This is a genomic window from Roseivirga thermotolerans, from assembly GCF_014653175.1.
GTDB lineage: Bacteria > Bacteroidota > Bacteroidia > Cytophagales > Cyclobacteriaceae > Roseivirga > Roseivirga thermotolerans.
The window spans coordinates 553,255-570,277 of the sequence record NZ_BNAG01000003.1; the positions used below are offsets into that span (position 1 = coordinate 553,255).

At 44.0% G+C, this 17,023-nt stretch carries 16 protein-coding genes; 6 read left to right on the plus strand and 10 right to left on the minus strand.

What is annotated here, in order from left to right:
• Positions 1-116 precede the first annotated feature (116 nt).
• On the minus strand, positions 117-785 hold the full coding sequence (locus IE164_RS12415) for a hypothetical protein (protein ID WP_189630550.1): 669 nt from the start codon (positions 783-785) through the stop codon (positions 117-119).
• A gap of 113 nt (positions 786-898) precedes the next feature.
• Here IE164_RS12415 and IE164_RS12420 point away from each other — a divergent pair, with 113 nt between their 5' ends.
• The gene (locus IE164_RS12420; RefSeq protein WP_189630551.1) at positions 899-1,684 is read left to right on the plus strand and encodes a LexA family transcriptional regulator; all 786 of its coding nucleotides are present in this window, start codon (positions 899-901) and stop codon (positions 1,682-1,684) included.
• On the opposite strand, the gene IE164_RS12425 is transcribed toward IE164_RS12420, so the two are convergent.
• Positions 1,681-1,908 carry a hypothetical protein gene (locus tag IE164_RS12425; RefSeq protein WP_189630552.1) on the minus strand — a complete coding sequence of 76 codons (228 nt, stop codon included), beginning with the start codon at positions 1,906-1,908 and terminating at the stop codon, positions 1,681-1,683. The two genes, IE164_RS12420 and IE164_RS12425, sit on opposite strands and share 4 nt — an antisense overlap.
• A 67-nt stretch (positions 1,909-1,975) precedes the next feature.
• A complete protein-coding gene (locus IE164_RS12430) occupies positions 1,976-3,034 on the minus strand; it encodes an AMP-binding protein (RefSeq protein ID WP_189630553.1) in 1,059 nt (352 codons plus the stop codon).
• 261 nt (positions 3,035-3,295) lie between these two features.
• Here IE164_RS12430 and IE164_RS12435 point away from each other — a divergent pair, with 261 nt between their 5' ends.
• Together IE164_RS12435 and IE164_RS12440 are read left to right on the plus strand one after the other, a co-directional pair.
• Positions 3,296-4,411 carry a carboxypeptidase-like regulatory domain-containing protein gene (locus tag IE164_RS12435; protein ID WP_189630554.1) on the plus strand — a complete coding sequence of 372 codons (1,116 nt, stop codon included), beginning with the start codon at positions 3,296-3,298 and terminating at the stop codon, positions 4,409-4,411.
• A gap of 169 nt (positions 4,412-4,580) precedes the next feature.
• Entirely contained in the window at positions 4,581-5,699 is a 1,119-nt protein-coding gene (locus tag IE164_RS12440) for a carboxypeptidase-like regulatory domain-containing protein (RefSeq protein WP_189630555.1), read from the plus strand.
• Here the strand turns inward: IE164_RS12440 and menD are convergent.
• From menD to IE164_RS12455, 3 genes are read right to left on the minus strand one after another with little or no spacing between them, the layout of a single operon-like run.
• Positions 5,681-7,360 (minus strand): 2-succinyl-5-enolpyruvyl-6-hydroxy-3-cyclohexene-1-carboxylic-acid synthase, encoded by a 1,680-nt coding sequence (gene menD, locus IE164_RS12445; RefSeq protein WP_189630556.1) that lies wholly within the window; start codon positions 7,358-7,360, stop codon positions 5,681-5,683. The two genes, IE164_RS12440 and menD, sit on opposite strands and share 19 nt — an antisense overlap.
• Entirely contained in the window at positions 7,357-8,595 is a 1,239-nt protein-coding gene (locus tag IE164_RS12450) for a chorismate-binding protein (RefSeq protein ID WP_189630557.1), read from the minus strand. Before IE164_RS12450 ends, menD begins: the two co-directional genes overlap by 4 nt.
• Positions 8,592-8,978 carry a hotdog fold thioesterase gene (locus IE164_RS12455; RefSeq protein WP_286746838.1) on the minus strand — a complete coding sequence of 129 codons (387 nt, stop codon included), beginning with the start codon at positions 8,976-8,978 and terminating at the stop codon, positions 8,592-8,594. Before IE164_RS12455 ends, IE164_RS12450 begins: the two co-directional genes overlap by 4 nt.
• 98 nt (positions 8,979-9,076) lie before the next feature.
• On the opposite strand from IE164_RS12455, the gene IE164_RS12460 reads away from it, so the two are divergent.
• Positions 9,077-9,700, plus strand: a complete 624-nt coding sequence (locus IE164_RS12460) for a histidine phosphatase family protein (protein WP_189630559.1) — start codon at positions 9,077-9,079, stop codon at positions 9,698-9,700.
• On the opposite strand, the gene IE164_RS12465 is transcribed toward IE164_RS12460, so the two are convergent.
• From IE164_RS12465 to IE164_RS12475, 3 genes are read right to left on the minus strand one after another with little or no spacing between them, the layout of a single operon-like run.
• Positions 9,672-11,120 carry a tetratricopeptide repeat protein gene (locus IE164_RS12465; protein ID WP_189630560.1) on the minus strand — a complete coding sequence of 483 codons (1,449 nt, stop codon included), beginning with the start codon at positions 11,118-11,120 and terminating at the stop codon, positions 9,672-9,674. The two genes, IE164_RS12460 and IE164_RS12465, sit on opposite strands and share 29 nt — an antisense overlap.
• 7 nt (positions 11,121-11,127) lie before the next feature.
• On the minus strand, positions 11,128-11,904 hold the full coding sequence (locus IE164_RS12470; protein ID WP_189630561.1) for a zinc ribbon domain-containing protein: 777 nt from the start codon (positions 11,902-11,904) through the stop codon (positions 11,128-11,130).
• 11 nt (positions 11,905-11,915) lie between these two features.
• Positions 11,916-13,013 (minus strand): Nif3-like dinuclear metal center hexameric protein, encoded by a 1,098-nt coding sequence (locus tag IE164_RS12475; protein ID WP_189630562.1) that lies wholly within the window; start codon positions 13,011-13,013, stop codon positions 11,916-11,918.
• Positions 13,014-13,051: 38 nt separating this feature from the next.
• On the opposite strand from IE164_RS12475, the gene lpxK reads away from it, so the two are divergent.
• On the plus strand, positions 13,052-14,098 hold the full coding sequence (lpxK, locus tag IE164_RS12480; protein ID WP_189630563.1) for a tetraacyldisaccharide 4'-kinase: 1,047 nt from the start codon (positions 13,052-13,054) through the stop codon (positions 14,096-14,098).
• Between the two features lie 8 nt (positions 14,099-14,106).
• Positions 14,107-16,035, plus strand: a complete 1,929-nt coding sequence (locus tag IE164_RS12485) for a putative porin (protein ID WP_229838692.1) — start codon at positions 14,107-14,109, stop codon at positions 16,033-16,035.
• Here the strand turns inward: IE164_RS12485 and IE164_RS12490 are convergent.
• The gene (locus IE164_RS12490; RefSeq protein ID WP_189630565.1) at positions 16,032-16,931 is read right to left on the minus strand and encodes a DUF3078 domain-containing protein; all 900 of its coding nucleotides are present in this window, start codon (positions 16,929-16,931) and stop codon (positions 16,032-16,034) included. The two genes, IE164_RS12485 and IE164_RS12490, sit on opposite strands and share 4 nt — an antisense overlap.
• Positions 16,932-17,023: the final 92 nt, after the last annotated feature.

Genomic DNA, 17,023 nt, shown 5'->3' on the forward strand with positions numbered 1-17,023 from the left:
GGTTCTTAGTTATTTGATTGAATAAGGAATCAAAATATGCCAAGAAACCGAGGGCTAAAATTCAATTCTTAGGAGCGCGTAAATATGGGGTATAAGTGGTGTGGATATGCGGCTTACTAGTCAATGTAAAATTTAAGTCCAATACCAAAGCTGAACGAATCGAATCGGGATTGACGCACTTCCAGCAAGTAAGATTCGGTCTGTCGGTCATAGGTTGTGGAGCTTGGGGTTAGGTACTTGGTGCGGTTGCTCTTGAGCGTTCTGAAAAACAGATCGAGTAATACGGTCTCGTTTAAAGGGATTTCTACACCGGCCGTTAGTCCATAAGTAAACGAGAAATCTCTCCAGTCTACAAAATGATCGAAGGCTTCTCCGAGGGCAGATTCTCTGAGAATAGAGCGGGTATAAATGTAATTGACCCCGGCCATAAAGTCCGTGTAAGGGTAGAAGCCGGCATCGCAATCGGGAGAAAACCGTATCAAAGCCATGAGTCTCATCATTTCGTTGTGTCTGCGGTAGCGCACATCTCCCAATGCTTCTCCGTGCCATCCGTCACGCAGTTCCGACCCGTACCGGGTCATGTCGAACATTCCTCCTACATAAATGGGCGAGTTACTCAGGTTATATGCCGCATTGACCCCGAAGCCACCACCCCAAATAGCAGGAGAGTCTTTTTTGAGTTCGCCACTGGGTAAGAACGAATGTAGCTGAAATCCGGCAGTGTGCTGGGCATTTAGCGAAATGGCTAAACCACAACAGAAGAGGAGGCTTAAAATGATTTTCATTGATTTTGAGTTGGTTGACGGGGTTCTACAAACCAATAGTGTGCCAAAAATAGAGCTAATAATTTTGACATACAGCTAAAATAATTAGTTATTTTAGGGCAAAATTATATGTTATGAGTGTTGTTGCCGGAAATATCAAATACCTACGCAAGTTGCATCAGTGGACACAAGGAGAGTTTGCCGAGAAGATTCATATTAAACGTTCTTTGGTGGGAGCTTATGAAGAGGGTAGGGCCGACCCGAGACTGAATAATTTGCTGAATATGGCCAAGGTATTTGGAGTTTCGGTAGATCTCATGATTACCAAAGACCTGGAAGGTAAAACTCTTGAGCAGATTCAGGCTATGGATAAAAAGAGTGGAGGGGCTATGAAAGTGCTCTCCATTACGGTGGATGACAAGGACAATGAGTACATAGATTTGATTCCTCAAAAAGCTTCGGCCGGGTATCTCAATGGTTATGCCGATCCACAGTATCTGGAAGAGCTACCTAAGTTTCAGATACCTAGTTTGCCAACTTCTGGCACCTATCGGGCTTTTGAAATTACCGGTGATTCCATGTTGCCTATTAAACCCGGTACCATTGTGATTGGCCAATACCTGGATAGTCTTAGCTCTATTAAAAATGGGAGGTGCTACATTATTCTTTCTAAAGAAGAGGGAGTGGTTTACAAGCGTGTTTTTGACTATACCGATGAGTTGGGGCAACTCTTTTTGGTTTCAGACAATAAGGCCTACTCTCCCTATAAGATTGAGGCTTCTGACGTGATAGAGATTTGGGAGGCAAAAGCCTATTTGAGTATGGAAATACCCGAGTATTCTGAAGATGATATGAGCTTTGAAAAACTCAAGAATATTGTACTTGAGCTACAACAGGAGGTAATTAAAATGAAGGGCTAAAAAAAGTCCTTCACCATTTCATCGAGCGGGAAGTTGTAGTTGGGGAAAATATCGATTTGTAATAGTGACTTGGCTTCTAGTACAAGAATAAAGAAAAGGGCAATGAATATAAGGTTGAGCAAGTACTTGCCGAAAGTGAGCATATCGGCTATTAACAATTGTCTGGCGGTGTCTTTGTAGATACCCTCTGTGTTCACTTTGGTCTGTATTGTATTTGAAGCCATATTCAAATATAGGTGCAGCCGTCTTTTGGTCATTAGGTAATTTACTTAAATTCTTAAAAGTGGTTTTTTACTGACGCTGCCATTTACGCAGTGTCGCAGCCCGGTCTGGCTTGCCGCTGGCGGTAAGCGCCCAGGTACTAATCAGTGCCCATATTTTGGGTTTTTGGTATCTATCTATCTGATTTTCAATTTGTTTTTCTCCTGATGTCACTTTTTTGTATACCTCTTCTTCTTTAAGTATGGCTACCACCTGCTCGCCCAAAGTAGGGTGAGGTAGTTTCCATATGAGTACTTCTGTTTGCAAAAGTTGAGAGAGCTGTTTTTCCAGAGGTTCAATGTGAACCTTAATTCCTCCGCTGTTCACTACCATGTCGGCTCGCCCTATCCATTTAAATGCCTGCCCATGAATCTCCACTAGATCGTTGGTTTGTATCCATTCATTGTTGGTTACCGAACCCTTTATTTTCAGTCTTCCCAAATCATCGGTGTCTATCTCATTATCTCCTATGAGGGAATAGAATTCTGATCGCTGGTGCCCATTTATTTTTCTCAGGCCAATGTGCGATACAGTTTCTGTCATGCCAAAGGTCTGATAAACCTCGCTGTTCAATTGTTGTAATGACTGTTCCAGACTATCGGGTATAGCGGCTCCACCAATAATGATACGCTTCACTTTGTTCAGAAATCTTGTTCCTTCCTTATGGTCTATGAGCGATTGAACTTGCAACGGAACCATAGCAGTAAAGTCTATGTGTTCGTTGAGCAAGGGAAGTGAAGTAGGGGGTAGAACAAAAAGTTGCCATTGCCCAATGAGTGCTCTCACGAGCATCATTCGTCCGCCAACCATGTCGGGATTCATGCAGAGTAAAGCCTTAGCCCCATTTTTTATAGAAAGGTGGGAAATGGTGGCTCGGGCACTGGCTTCCATTTGGCTTCTGTTCAGGTTGATTTGCTTGGGTTTGCCGGTAGAACCGGAGGTTTGTAGGTTAAAGCTTGGAGTTTCGTTGAGCCAGGCACGCACGAACGCTCTTATACCATTGGCCCATGAGAGATTGGCAGGTAGCTCGGTTTCACAAAGTTCAGTGAAGGTATATGAGTTGTGCTCAAAAATAATCCGCCCTTCCATGCCCCAATGTTAGCCATTATTCATCAAATGAAATACAACTTACAGGAATGAAAACCGGGCTGTCTGGAGGATGTATGTCAGGCTGAGTGGGTTGTGGTTCATGAAAAATCATGCTACTGTGCAAAGTGATGGTAGTTGTTCAAAGCATTATAAGAACTGTCTTTCTTCGGGATATTGTTTAATACTTTCTGTAGGTAATCAAAAAAAGACTGGCTATCCACGAACTTTGTGACTATTTTAGTACAACTTACTGATATACACATGCTAAAGAATTCGTTCGTTTTTAAGCTCGCTTTTTTGATTCTATTCTTTATTCCGTTTCTGGCCTTCTCTCAATATCAGATTCAGGGGGTTGTGACCGATGCAGAAACTGGAGAGACTTTGCCTCTGGCTACTGTGTTCTTTGCCGAAACTACCTTTGGGGTAACCACTGATACAGAGGGAAGGTACACTTTATCATTTTCGGAGCCCGGTTCTTATGAAATAGTGGCCCGTTTCGTTGGATACGCTACCTATGTGGCTAAAATTCGGATCGAAGACGAACGCAATGTACGGCTAGATATTACCCTTAAACCGCAGGTACTCAATTTGGGTAGTGTTGTGGTAGTTGCACGCGAAGACAAAGACTGGAGGCGCCATATGCGACTTTTTAAGGAGTTGTTCCTTGGCTATTCTGTTAATGCAGCCAAATGCAAAATTCTCAATGAGGAGGCCATCGATTTTTATATGGATGAGGAGAAGAACGTTTTATATGCTTATGCAGAGGAAGCCATAAAGATTCAAAATATGGGGCTGGGTTACGATTTAGAGTACTACCTGGAAGGATTTTGGGTAGATTATAACAGCATGCTGAGCAGCTATGTGGGTTTTACTGTGTATAGGGAAATGGAAGCTCGCAACTCTAGGCAGAAAGGAAGGTGGGACGAAGCCAGAGAAGTGGCCTTCCGTGGTTCTCAGCAGCATTTTTTTAGAGCCGCCTATGCCGGCAAACTTGAGGAAGAGGGGTTTAAGGTAGCGAGAGTTACAGATATGGAACGAGGTATTCCAAAGAACATGACGGAGGTGGATCTCAATGAGTTAATCACTAAAGGTCAGTTTGAGTTTTCCCGCAGGCTCCCATTTAATGATTATTTACATGTGACCTACTTGTGGGAGGCCCAATCACATGAGTATATACAAATAGTAAATCCATTAGGAGGATCTGTTACTTATTTCGGAGAACAAGTATCGTGGATTAGCCTGGTAGAAGGAGAGGATCATATTGAGTTCTATAGTAACGGTTCTGTGTATAACCCGCTGAGTTTTGTCAGTAAAGGTTATTGGGGTTTTGAGAAAGTGGCCGATATGGTTCCTATTAATTACAAGGCTATGAATTAAAGGTTGTTGGCTCATTAGCTCTAAGTATTGTACCTCTAAGGATTTATCTACTAAGGTGTGGCATAATTTGGTGAATTATAAGGTTAGGCAAAATTATTGTGGCCCAACTTGTTGCCCTTCTTTGGGTAAACAGTTTTTACTTACAACCAATAACTTTTTACTTCAACCTATGCTACACCACACGTTAAAAGCACTTGTATTTATTTTGTTCTTTCCTGTTTGCCTACAGGCTCAGTATACCATAAGAGGAGTTGTTACCGATGCCGAGACAGGCGAAACCCTGCCATTTGCCAATGTGTTCTTTGCCGAAACCACTTATGGAGTAAGCACCGACTCTGAAGGTCGATATGTATTAAACGTTACAGACCCGGGGACATACGACTTGATAGCTAGGTTTGTAGGGTATCAAACTTATGCCATAAGCATACGCATTAGTGAAGAGCGGGACCTACGCCTGGACATGGCCTTAAAGCCGGAAGAAGTAAACCTTGGCAGTGTGGTTGTTACTGCCAAGAAAGACAAGGATTGGGAGCGTTATATGGTCATTTTTAAGGAATTGTTTTTAGGCTACTCGGCTAATGCTGCCAAATGCAAAATATTGAACGAACAGGCCATAGACTTTTACTTCGATAAGAAGAGTAATACACTCTATGCTTTTGCCGAAGAGGCCATAAAAGTAGAAAATAAGGGGCTGGGTTATATGCTAGAATATTATCTGGAAGATTTTAGCATGAACTACAGCTCTATGCTAAGCTTATATTATGGTTATACGGTTTTCACAGAAATGAAACCAAGGAGTAAGCGCCAACTTAGACGTTGGGAAGAAAACAGAGAAATTGCTTACAAGGGGTCGCTTCAACACTTTTTTGCATCGGCCTTCAAAGGCAGGCTGGAGGAAGAAGGTTATATTATTCAGGAGGCCAAAGATATAAAGGGTGGAAGAGTGCTAAACCCTAACCCTATGGATTTGTCAGGGGTTCTCAGGCAAGGTCAATCGCAGCTTTCTGTACAATTACCATTCGAAAACTACCTCTATGTGACCTATACTCGCGAGGGGCAAAGCGAAGAATTCAGGCAATTCAATAATCCGAGTGGGCTCTCACTGTCTGTTTCTGCAACAAGGGTTGGAGAACAGGTGTCGTGGATTTCTCTGGTAGAAGGTAAAAAAGCCATAGAGTTTGAAAGCAGCGGCTATGTGTATGACCCCATCAGCTTTATTACGCAGGGGTATTGGGGTTTTGAAAAGGTGGCCGATATGGTGCCAATCAATTATAAGCCCAGGCAATAGCTTTTATACTCCGCCAACAAACGCTCGTTTTCGAGCGGATCGCTAAAGATTTCGAGCACTTTGGCCGTGGAGGAAGAATCGAAGAAGGTACTAAGCCCACTAGTTAATTCTGATTGATTAGTACAGGCTGTGTATTCAAAGCCAAATTCCTGGGCTGTAAGAGCCGCAGTGAGTGGTTGATGGGTCTGAAACAACTTTTCGTAAGATTTTTGGTTTCTGGGCCCCTTTATCATTCCAAAAATACCTCCTCCGGCATTGTTCATAACAATAATGCGCAAATTGGCCAGTTTTTGGTCGTGCCAGAAAGCATTTCGGTCGTAAAGAAAGGCCATGTCTCCGGTAAGCAAAGTCACCATTTTGGAGGTAGTTAAGGAGGTCCCCACAGCAGTGGCGTTGCTGCCATCAATTCCGCTGGTACCCCTGTTGCAATAAATTTCCACATGGTGAGGCAGGCCTATGAAGTTGGCATACCGTATGGCCATGCTATTGGCCAAATGCAATAAACTGTTGTGAGGCAGAGATTCCAGACACACCGCTGTTGCTTTTAGCTCTCCAAAACCGCAACGCTCAATAAAGGCCTTACTTCTTTGTTGGGTGTGTACTTCTTTTTGCCGCCAACTAAGATAAAAACTGCCTTCACTTTTGCTTGATTCTTGCTTGGCTAGCTGCTCAATAAAATAGTCTGGAGACAAATCGAATGTGTGGCTTAAATGCTGAAGACCATCGTTCAGACGCTCACCCTTCCGAACATGCCAGTGCATGCGGGGTGGGTTCTTGCGCAAGAACTGCTTCAGGTTTTTCGATATTAGTGAATTGCCCAAAGTGATGAGTAATTCAGGAGCCTCCGGTAGTTGATCTGATTGTAAAAAAAGGTCTTGTTTCTGAAGGCTACCGGATACCATGTGCTGGTTGGCTGTTACTTCATTTACGATGACCACATTTCCTTTTTCAGCCAGGGCTTTCAGAGCCTTGGTGAGCTTCATATCCGGTTCATGCTGGCCAATTATAACCATCCGTTTTTCGGCATCATTCCACTGAGTCAGAAGGGCAGACCATTGCTCTGGCAATAAATAAGAGTGTGAAGTCGGTCTTTGTATTATCCTTGCCTTTGGGTACTCAAATTTTTCGTTTGCCTGAGGGTAGAAAGGTTCTCGTATAGGCACATTGAGGTGGGCCGGCCCCATGGGGTATTTTAGGGTGCAAAGAATAGCTTCATTCACTAATCGATTAGCGTGCCATCGGGCATCGCTGTGGCTAAGGTCTACAGGAAGCGAAAAACTGGCTTTGGCGTGGGCTCCATAAAGATTGGTTTGCCTTATGGTTTGGCCATCGTATTGATCGATCCACTCCGGAGGACGGTCTGCGGTAATGACTAGCAGAGGTATTTCCTGATAGAAGGCTTCGGCAACGGCCGGAGCATAATTGAGACCAGCCGAACCGGATGTGCAGATGACCGCCACCGGTTTTTTGAGCTGTTGAGCAATACCCAAGGCCATGAAAGCAGCGGAGCGTTCGTCTGCAACTACCTGCACGTCAATCTGTGGATGGTTTTCGAAAGCCAGCGATATGGCAGCCGAACGCGATCCGGGAGAAATGACAGCCCGACTGATGCCATGCGCAGCGCATATTGTAGCTATTTCGTTGATGTGTGGCAGTATCAATGCGATTGATTGAGAATGTTCAGCAAAGTATTGAATTTCATTTCAGTTTCCGCCAATTCCTTTTGCGGCCGCGAATGAGCCGTGACCCCCGCTCCGGCAAAAAGGCGTCCGTGGCTGCCAGCCAGTTCCATGCATCGTAAGTTGACATACAAATGCGTGCAATCTTCAATATTAACTGGCCCCAGAAAGCCCGAATAAAACCTTCGGTTTAGTTTTTCCTGTACTTTGAGAAATGCCAAAGTCTCTTCTTTGGGCATACCCGCTACGGCCGATGTGGGGTGAAGTAGCTCGAGCATAACGGTGGGTAATTCCTGAAAATTGGTGGCTTGCAGGTCTACTTCGAAAGTAGTTTTCAGGTGCAGTAAGTTACCTGCTTTTACAGTTTCAGGTCCCTTTTCGCTAAACTCTCTCAGTCTTATTTTTTTGAAACAGTTAATAATGTAGCGGCTTACCATTGCCTGTTCCTCAATTTCTTTTTGTGTCCAGGCTGTGTCGGTTAGTGAAGCATCGGGGTTGTAGCGCTGGGTAGCTGCCAGAGCAATGGTTCTGAAAACTTGTGTTTCTTTTTCTATGAGCACCTCTGGTGTTGCTCCCAACCACGAGCCTGCCTGCGGAATTGAGACGTAAGAGATAAAGGCGTTTTGATAGGCCTGGCATAGCCCGTTGAAAAAGGCAACCAAATCGAAATTTTCAGGTAGGGCAATGTCTTTACTCCTAGCCGGTACTATTTTCTCGAAGGTACCCGCCTGAATGGCTTCAATGCACCGTTCAACCAAATGCTCATAATCTGAAGGAGAAGAGGGTTCGGTAAGAGACATCCCGCCATTCAACGGAACTTCTGGATTGGTTCTGGAAGCTTCAAGCTGCTCAATAAGCTGAACTTTGAATTTTTGAATTTGCTCTGACCCCTGTTCTTTATTCAGTGGGGTAAATACTGTTTCATTAAAATCAAAAGACAATAGAATGTCGCCTGAGATAAACAGTCCTTTTTCTTCTCCGAAGCTAAAAGGAGCAAATGCAAAACCATTAGAGAGTTCTTGTATATCGTATTGAGTTACCTCTTTGGCCGCTTCGAACGACAAGAGTAGGTTCACTTCAGACTGAAAAGGCCTGCGCCAAAGAGCAACAGGGAGCCCTTGCTTACCGGCCCACTGCAAAGCGGCTCTAATAAGTTCTTCTTTTGTGAACGACCCCAAGTCGGGCTCTAAGGTTATTGCCTTTTCCTGATTATTCATTCTTGTTTTTTATCCAGCACAGCCATGGTAATTCTGCTTATGCAGATCAATTCTTTTTCCTCATTTTCAATGCGAATTTCCCATACCTGTGTTCGTTTTCCCACATGAATTGGAGTGGTTTTGCCATAAACAAACCCGCTGCGCACCGATTTTATATGGTTGGCGTTGATGTCTAGCCCAACACAGTATTGCCTCTGAGGATCTACCGTAAGGGTGGCAGCTATGCTACCCAGTGTTTCGGCCAATACTACCGATGCTCCTCCATGCAACATACCCAAAGGCTGATGGGTTCGGTGATCGACCGGCATTTTACCAATGAGATAGTCTTTTCCTAACTCCGTTACTTCTATACCTAAATGTTCAACCAAAGTGTTTTTACTCATTTGGTTGATTATTTCTAAGGTTGCTTTCGGATGAAACATTCAGTTTGGGATTAACTTTTTAGCTTTGCGGCTGGTAGCGGCAAAAATAGAACAAATCGATGATCAAAAAAATATACCTGACCCGACACGGTGAAACGGATTATAATAAGCAAGGAATAGTGCAGGGTAGTGGTATTGACTCTGATTTGAACGGAAAAGGCAGGGCCCAGGCTGCAGCCTTTTATGAGACTTATGGTTCGTGGCCGTTTGATAAACTATATGTTTCCGGGCTAAAGCGCACCCATCAGTCTATGGAGGGCTTTATAAACGATGGGCTACCCTATGAGGTGCTCACCGACCTGAACGAAATTAGCTGGGGCAGCAGAGAGGGACTTCCCGTAGACCAGGAGGGAACAGCCTACTATTTGCAAATGATTGAACGGTGGCAGAAAGGAGAAACCAACTTGGCCATAGATGGGGGAGAAAGCCCCGATCAGGTAGCAGCACGCATGCGCAATGCTCTTTCTTATATACTTGATCGAACAGACGAACATCATGTGCTCATTTGTATGCATGGCCGAGCTATGAGGGTAATGTTGGCTGTAATGCTCAATTATCCGCTAAAGTGCATGGATATGTTCGAGCATTCCAATCTATGCCTGTATCAGTTGGCGTATACAGGTACATCTTTTCAGTTAGAAAAGTACAACGATACTAATCATTTGAAGGGGAGAGTTGGCTGAGGGCTAGCGAAGCCTTACTATCGAGGCTCGATTTATAGGGGTGTTTTTTAAAGCTCAACACTCGTTCAAAATACATTTTGGCCATGGTGTTTTGTCCTTGTTGCTGCTGTAAATAGCCGAGCTGCAAAAAAGCATTGGGAGCATAATAGCTTTCTTCAATCATTTCGGCTTTATCTATTACTGCTCTGTACAGTTCTATGGCAGTTTTGCTTCGGTTTTGCAAATGAGCCATTCGTGCCTTACGATAAGTTAGTTCTACCTGAAGTAGCTCGGTGAGGGGTTCTCGTTCGATAGACTCTATTAAAGATTGACTGAACTCGTAAAAGCCGCCATCTATGGCAAACCGAAGCTGAAGCATGGGCCAGTGCGTTTGCCCCAGGTTTTCCAGTATCTTTTCTGCGTTTTTGTCAATTTCAGTGCCTGAACTACCTTTTTCTTTAGCCTGCCGAATGTAGTGGTTAAACTCAGACGGCCTATTCATAAATTTGGCGCTCAGCCCCATTTTAAGTAAAGCATCTTTTTGGTAGCTGGCTCCTTTAAAGGACTGTATAAAACTGCTAAAGTGGTCGATGGCTTCGGTGTATTTTCCCTGTTGAAAATACGTTTCGCCAAGCAAATATTCGGCAAAAGGCACTTTGCTCCTTACTCGATAAAACAGCTGACGAGCTTCTTCGGCCCGGTGAGATTTGGCCATAATAATGCCCTGGAAGTATGAGGCCAGTGGGGTGTTGCTCCATTTGTGATTGGCAATGAATGAAGGCGCCATGGAGAAGTTTTCCAGTAGGTGGGAGTAAACCATTCCCAATATTATGGCAGACTCCAAAGATTGCATGGAATGGGTGTTTGGGACTTGTTTTAGTTGATTGAGGCCGTCATTTACGGTGCCTCTCATGCCGAATAGATTAAATACCCAGCGATAGTTTTCCGGAGTAACCCCAAATAGAATTTGCAAAAGTCCGCGTGTTCTTTGGTTGAGCTGAAAATCTGGATGAGCCTTGAGGTTGCGTTCAATACTTTTATTGGCTGATCTGATGGCCCAAAATGCCCCCCATTCATCGCCATATTTTAGTTTTAGGAAGCCCCATTGCAGCTTTAGCTCGGCTTCTACAAAACCTTTCCAGGCCGATTGATCGGAAGCTTTGCTTATGGCTTTTAACCGCTGATCTTCCAGGGGCTTGAGGGCCTCATAAGCAGAATCTGATTCATGAAAGATGAGATAAACAAAGTCGTGAAGATTTTGAGTATATATTTCCTGGAGGTCTGTATTAGTACGGGCTTTTTGGGGTGCCTCACCGGGTTGCAGTGCTAAGTTTAGTAAGTCAAGAGTACGGGCAGACTGTCCCTGGCTGTTCAAAACAAGGCACAAAAAAAATGGATAAGCCAGAAGGCCTATCCATTTACTATATTCTTTAAGAAACATCAGTGAATTAACTAGCTGATTTTCTGGTTCTTCTTGCTGGTTTTTTCTCTTCAGTTACAATTTCATCGGTTACCTCGGCTAAGATTCTGCCGCAATGTTCGCAAACAATGATTTTTTTACTGTCTCTGATATCGGCCTGACGCTGAGGAGGAACAATGTTGAAGCAGCCTCCGCAAGCTCCACGGCTTACCGGCACAACGGCCAGACCATTTCGGGCATTATTTCTCAACTTAGTGTAAGAGTTAAGAAGTCGCTCCTCAATGTTTTTAACTGCTTTTTCGCGATCTTTCAAGAGCTTTTCTTCATCGGCTTCGCTTTCTTTAGTCAATACCTCAAGCTCCGATTTTTTGGTGTCAAGGTCTTTGTTTCTTTCGCTTAGCTCGTTTTCAGTGCGCTCAATCTCTTCTTTCTTCGCGTCTATTTTAACGAAAGCTTCTTTTATTCGCTTTTCTGAGATTTGAATCTCCAAATTCTGAAGTTCGATTTCCTTGGTAATGGCATCGTATTCACGATTATTTCGAACATTCATTTGTTGCTCTTCATATTTTCTGATCAGCGCCTCAGAGTTCTTAATCTGAGTTTTGTGATCAGCAATATTGGCTTCGAGCTCAGCAAGCTCGTTTTTAAATTTCTCTATTCTTGTTTCGTATCCAGCTATCTCATCCTCCAGATCGGCCACCTCATCGGGCAGGGCACCTCTTACTTTTTTAATTTCATCTAGCTGAGAATCAATAGATTGTAGATGCTGTAACGCCTCTAATTTCTGTGCAACTGTTTTTTCCATTAACCGTGTTTTTAGAAGTACTTTACGGGGTTCGTATTCACCTCTGACAAATAGGTTGCAATATTAGCAAAATTTTCACTGATAAACGCACCAAGCAGCTCTTTTGTAAATACCTCACTCTCATAGTGTCCGATGTCGGCAATCATTATTTTTTCTTCCGCATCAAAGAACTCATGGTACTTGAAATCAGAAGTGACAAAGGCCTGAGCACCGGCTGCCATAGCAGTGCCTAACAGAAAGCTGCCTGCACCGCCACAAACCGCCACTCGTTGAATGGGTTTGTGGCTTAGGGGGGTATATTTAATGGTATTGAGCTGCATGCTCTTTTTTAGATGAGCGAGAAAGTCTTGTTCGCTCATGGGCTGCTCAAGGTCTCCAACCATACCGGCTCCTACTTCCTGATTGGTGTTTTTAAGTGGTTGCAGATAATAGGCTACTTCTTCATAAGGGTGAGCCTTTTGGAGTGCACCTACTACCTGGGCCTGTAAATGGCTTGGAAATATGAGCTCTACCTTGTTTTCTTCTACAAATTCTTGTTGGTTTTGTTGGCCTATGGTTGGGTTGGCCTTATCGTTAGGCTTAAAAGTGCCTGTGCCCAAAATTCGGAAACTGCAGTGGCTGTAGTTGCCAATGTGACCTGCTCCGGCCCCGTGCATGGCATTCAATACTTCATCGGTATGTTGAGTGGGGATAAAGGTTTCCAGTTTGGTGAGTGTATCTGCCTTGGGCGCAAGAACGCGAAGGTTGTTTAACCCCAGGCAGTCGGCAATTTTACGATTCACGCCAGTGTGTACATTGTCCAGGTTGGTGTGAATAGCATAAATGGCAATGTCATTTTTAATGGCCTTAATAATGGTGCGCTCCACATAGTTTTTGCCATTGAGCTGTTTAAGTCCTTTGAATACAATGGGATGATGTGCCACAATTAAATTGCATTGTTTAGTCACCGCTTCATCAACAACTAACTCGGTACAGTCCAGTGTGCAAAGTACGCCCTTTACCTCCATTTTGGGATCTCCCGTAAGTAGTCCGGCATTGTCGTAACCTTCCTGATAAGCACGTGGGGCTATTTGCTCTAGAAAATCTGTGATATCCTTTATCTTTGCCATATTTTCCGTCTTTCAATGGCTAAGATAGTCAGCCTGCTATGAAAATCATTAGGTATTTATTGTTTCCCTTTTCGGTATTGTATGCCGGTATAATGCGCTTGCGGAATATACAGTACAACAATGGCAGCCGCCCCATAACTACTTTTGACCGTGTGGTGATTTCGGTGGGTAACCTTTCTACAGGGGGGACGGGTAAAACACCAATGATCGAATACCTGATTGGTCGGTTGAAAGATCGTTATAAAGTGGCTACAGTGAGCCGTGGGTATGGACGGAAAACTACCGGTGAGCGCATAGCAACACCGGAAGATACGGCTCGCACTCTGGGTGATGAACCGTTGCAGTTTTATCGCAAGTTCGGTGAGGAAATAAAGGTGGTAGTGGGTGAAGAGCGCATTTTGGCCATTCCCCACTTGCTTATGGATTATCCGGAAACGGAGCTGATACTTCTGGATGATGCCTATCAGCACAGAAAAGTGAGCAGAGACTTCAATATTATGCTTAGCGATTTTTCTGCCCCGTTTTACAGAGACCTTGTTCTGCCGGCTGGTCGTTTGCGCGAGGGCAGAAGTGAGGCTGGGCGTGCCGATGCCATTGTCATTACCAAATGCCCAAAAACGATATCAGATTCAACAAAAGCTGAAATAGAGAAAGAAGTGAGAGCTTATAATTCTGTGGCTCCTGTCTTTTTTTCCAGCATAGAGTATGGAGAATTAAAACCTGTGTTCAATAAGGCTAAGATTGAGAAGGAAGTAGCTGTAATCTCTGCCATTGCCAGGCCTAAGCCATTTTATGAGTATCTGGAGAAGCGTTTTACGCTAATGGAACGATTCGAATTTGTAGACCATTATAACTTCAAGTCGGCCGATCTGGACCGAATTTTAAGAAAGCTTAACGGAAAGCGGCTTTCCATAGTCACTACTGAAAAGGACATGGTACGACTTTTGCCTTTTGCAGACCATCCGCTTATGCGGCAATTCAATGTTTTTTATCAACCGATTGAGGTGAGTATCGACAGGCCGGAAATTTTTGAGAAACTTTTATTAGAATGCATTGAAGGCAGAAAACGTGAACTGAATTCTTAATTTTGGCCGTGCTTAAAAAAACACTCTTTCTGTTCGTCTTATTTTTCTGCCTTGGCGTGGCAAATGGGCAAGATATTAATTCGTTTTCCAGCCAAACCGATTCGTTATTGGAGGCCCGAATGAGAGCGAGAGATGCCGAGGCGCAGGCCAACACACAGAACTACAATGCCCGAAGTACCCGCTTTACTTACGAAAAGAATTTTAAGTTTAACAATATTGTTTTTCGGCACCCCGATACGCTGCCCGATAACATGCACAGGGTGAGTGATTTGGAGCGAAATCGCTACTTGATTCAGAACCTTGGCAACGTGGGCACAGCCCAGCGTTCTCTCTTTTACGAACCGGCCAATACCATTGGGCGTAGTTCGGGGTATCATGCCTATGATGCTTTTGCGACAACACCAGACCAGATTCGTTATTTCGATACACGCTCACCCTATACTGATATTCAGGCTTTATTTGCCGGAGGAGGCAGATCCATTACCCGCGTGACCTTTACTTTTAATGACAGCACCCAGTTCAACATTGGCATGAACTTTAACTCCATCAGGGCTGATAAGCAGGTGGCTTTTTTGACTCGTGGTGACAGGCATGTGAACAGCAACGACTGGAATATTTTTGGGTTTCTTCGTCCTAAAGGGTTGAAAAAATACTTGTTGCTCTTTAATACAACACAGTTTAAACATAGGGTGAGCGAGCAAGGTGGGGTAGTAGACCCTTCTTTACTCACCGGCAATAACCCTCAGAATAAACCACATTCTTATTTTGATGGCCGCGATGCCAACGTAAATCTGAGTGGAGCTGAGAGTTATGATAAACGAGGAGGCTTTCATATTTACCAGCAATACGATCTGGACTCGATATTTCAAGTATACCACTCGGGACAATATGCTGAGCAACTGGTGAGGTACTACGATGCCTACGATTTGAGTGGTTTTGATCAATACATATATAATGAAGCTACTCCCGGAAAAACCAGAGATACCGTGGCTGAAGGTTCTTTTTTTAGGGAGTTGCTCAACGAGTTGGGGTTAAAAGGCCGCACAAAGAAGTTTTCATATACGGCTTACTATAAGAATAGGGCTTTGCGCTATCAGATTTTTCGGGAGAGTTATACCGGGCGAGATCTGGAGCACTATGTGGGTGGTACGCTTCGTCAGCAAATAACCCCTGAAATATTCCTCACGGCCTCGGGTGAGTTTATGTTTGAAGGAAACTACAGGATTGAAGGTGACTTTACCAGTAGTTTTTTTGAAGCCCGATTTACAAGGCTAAACAGGCAACCTTCTTATCTCGTAGACCGATACAATGGTCAGCAAAGAAGCTGGACCAATGATTTCTCGGCAGAGTCGGCCGATCACCTGACCGGAACACTGAAGCTTAATGGTGCTCGTGTTTCGTTTCGTCCGTTTGTTCGCTTTAGTCGCATTTCCAACTACATCTTTTTCAATGAAAATAAGCTACCAGAACAGGCCAATAGCGATGTTTTGCTCTTAACTCCGGGGACTCACTTCGACTGGCAGCTAACCTCTCGTATTCGTTGGAGCAACACTGTACACTATACCTCCGTGTCAGGAGGTTCGGCTAATAATTACAGAGTTCCTCAACTTCTGGCATTGTCTCAAATTGCCTTTAAAAACGAGATATTCGATGGTAAAATGATCGTTCATACCGGTATTGAGGCCCATTACCGGTCGGCCTATGAAGGCTTGGCTTATGACCCGGTGGTGCAGCAGTTTTATTTGCAAAATGGGTTTGAGAATAATGAATATGTAAAGGCCGATGTATTCCTCAATTTTAAGGTGGGCAATTTTCTGTTTCTCGTTAAAATGGCCCACGTAAATCAGCTTTCGCAGAAGGGGTATTTTGTAACCCCTACATATCCAGGTACGGGGCGTACGCTGGATATGGGGGTAAGGTGGTTGTTCTTCGATTAGTTGCTAAACAGCGAGAAGTTAGCGCCAAAATTAAGCACATGCTTAAACTGAATAGCTCTTTCAGGGTTTCCTCCATCGCCAGTATCAATCAAAATATCATCGTCATAAATCAATTGAGTTCCAAAGGTGGCGTTGAACCATTTATTCACCTTCATAACCAATAGAGTTTCCCAGTTGGTATCTACATTGCCAAAAGTATCGTAGGCTGTAAAAAAGTTGAGCGTACTTTTAAAATTGATGTTCTCCATAATGGGCAGATCCAGCACAGCCAACATGTTAGTACCAAATTCTGCTCTGTAGTGTTTGTCGGGGGTTACACCAAAAGCACCGGCAGCAGCCAGGTCATCGTCCATTACAAAGGTGAATTTACCGGCAGCCGGAGCAAAAGAAAGGGTAAATACTTTGCTTGGGTCGTACTCAATACCCAGGTTGATGGTGAGGTAGCCCGGGGCCATAAAATTCGAAATCTTTTGAGCTATTTCTTCACCGGGAATCACCGGGTTGGGGCTGAACTTCCTACCTTCCAGCAGTTGTGTTCTAAAGATACCCGAAACGGAAAACGACCAGGTGGGGTCGAAGGCATGGGCATACTTGGAGATAAGGATTATGTTGTCGTCTGTTTTGCGAAAGTCTTTATCGCCTACCTTGGCGCCACCCAGTGCAAAATCGAGCTGATTGGTCCATTTGTTCTGACCGTGTGTTCTTACAATTTTAGTGTTGAATACCGTGCCTAAAGCAATGGAGTTTTCGCCCCCGGCCGCCCAGTTGGAAAGCCCAACATTGGCAAAGTTAAGGCCCCATGATCCTGTTTTTTTTACCACAACGGAATCGGTTTGTGCAGAAAGCACAACACTCAGGCAGCAGAGTACTACAGTAGAAAGTAGGAGTTTTTTCATGTTGTTATTTATCGTTGAAAGGGACAAAAATGGCCTAATCATAGAAATTAACCAAGTTGAAATAGCAATATGGATTAATTCAAAACTGTGGT

Coding starts and splice junctions, on each gene's coding strand:
- IE164_RS12440 (WP_189630555.1), top strand. CDS start 4,581: ATGCTACACCACACGTTAAAAGCACTTGTATTTATTTTGTTCTTTCCT.
- IE164_RS12430 (WP_189630553.1), bottom strand. CDS start 3,034: ATGGAAGGGCGGATTATTTTTGAGCACAACTCATATACCTTCACTGAA.
- IE164_RS12455 (WP_286746838.1), bottom strand. CDS start 8,978: ATGAGTAAAAACACTTTGGTTGAACATTTAGGTATAGAAGTAACGGAG.
- lpxK (WP_189630563.1), top strand. CDS start 13,052: ATGAAAATCATTAGGTATTTATTGTTTCCCTTTTCGGTATTGTATGCC.
- IE164_RS12435 (WP_189630554.1), top strand. CDS start 3,296: ATGCTAAAGAATTCGTTCGTTTTTAAGCTCGCTTTTTTGATTCTATTC.
- IE164_RS12420 (WP_189630551.1), top strand. CDS start 899: ATGAGTGTTGTTGCCGGAAATATCAAATACCTACGCAAGTTGCATCAG.
- IE164_RS12470 (WP_189630561.1), bottom strand. CDS start 11,904: ATGGAAAAAACAGTTGCACAGAAATTAGAGGCGTTACAGCATCTACAA.
- IE164_RS12490 (WP_189630565.1), bottom strand. CDS start 16,931: ATGAAAAAACTCCTACTTTCTACTGTAGTACTCTGCTGCCTGAGTGTT.
- IE164_RS12460 (WP_189630559.1), top strand. CDS start 9,077: ATGATCAAAAAAATATACCTGACCCGACACGGTGAAACGGATTATAAT.
- IE164_RS12465 (WP_189630560.1), bottom strand. CDS start 11,120: ATGTTTCTTAAAGAATATAGTAAATGGATAGGCCTTCTGGCTTATCCA.
- IE164_RS12475 (WP_189630562.1), bottom strand. CDS start 13,013: ATGGCAAAGATAAAGGATATCACAGATTTTCTAGAGCAAATAGCCCCA.
- IE164_RS12425 (WP_189630552.1), bottom strand. CDS start 1,908: ATGGCTTCAAATACAATACAGACCAAAGTGAACACAGAGGGTATCTAC.
- IE164_RS12450 (WP_189630557.1), bottom strand. CDS start 8,595: ATGAATAATCAGGAAAAGGCAATAACCTTAGAGCCCGACTTGGGGTCG.
- IE164_RS12415 (WP_189630550.1), bottom strand. CDS start 785: ATGAAAATCATTTTAAGCCTCCTCTTCTGTTGTGGTTTAGCCATTTCG.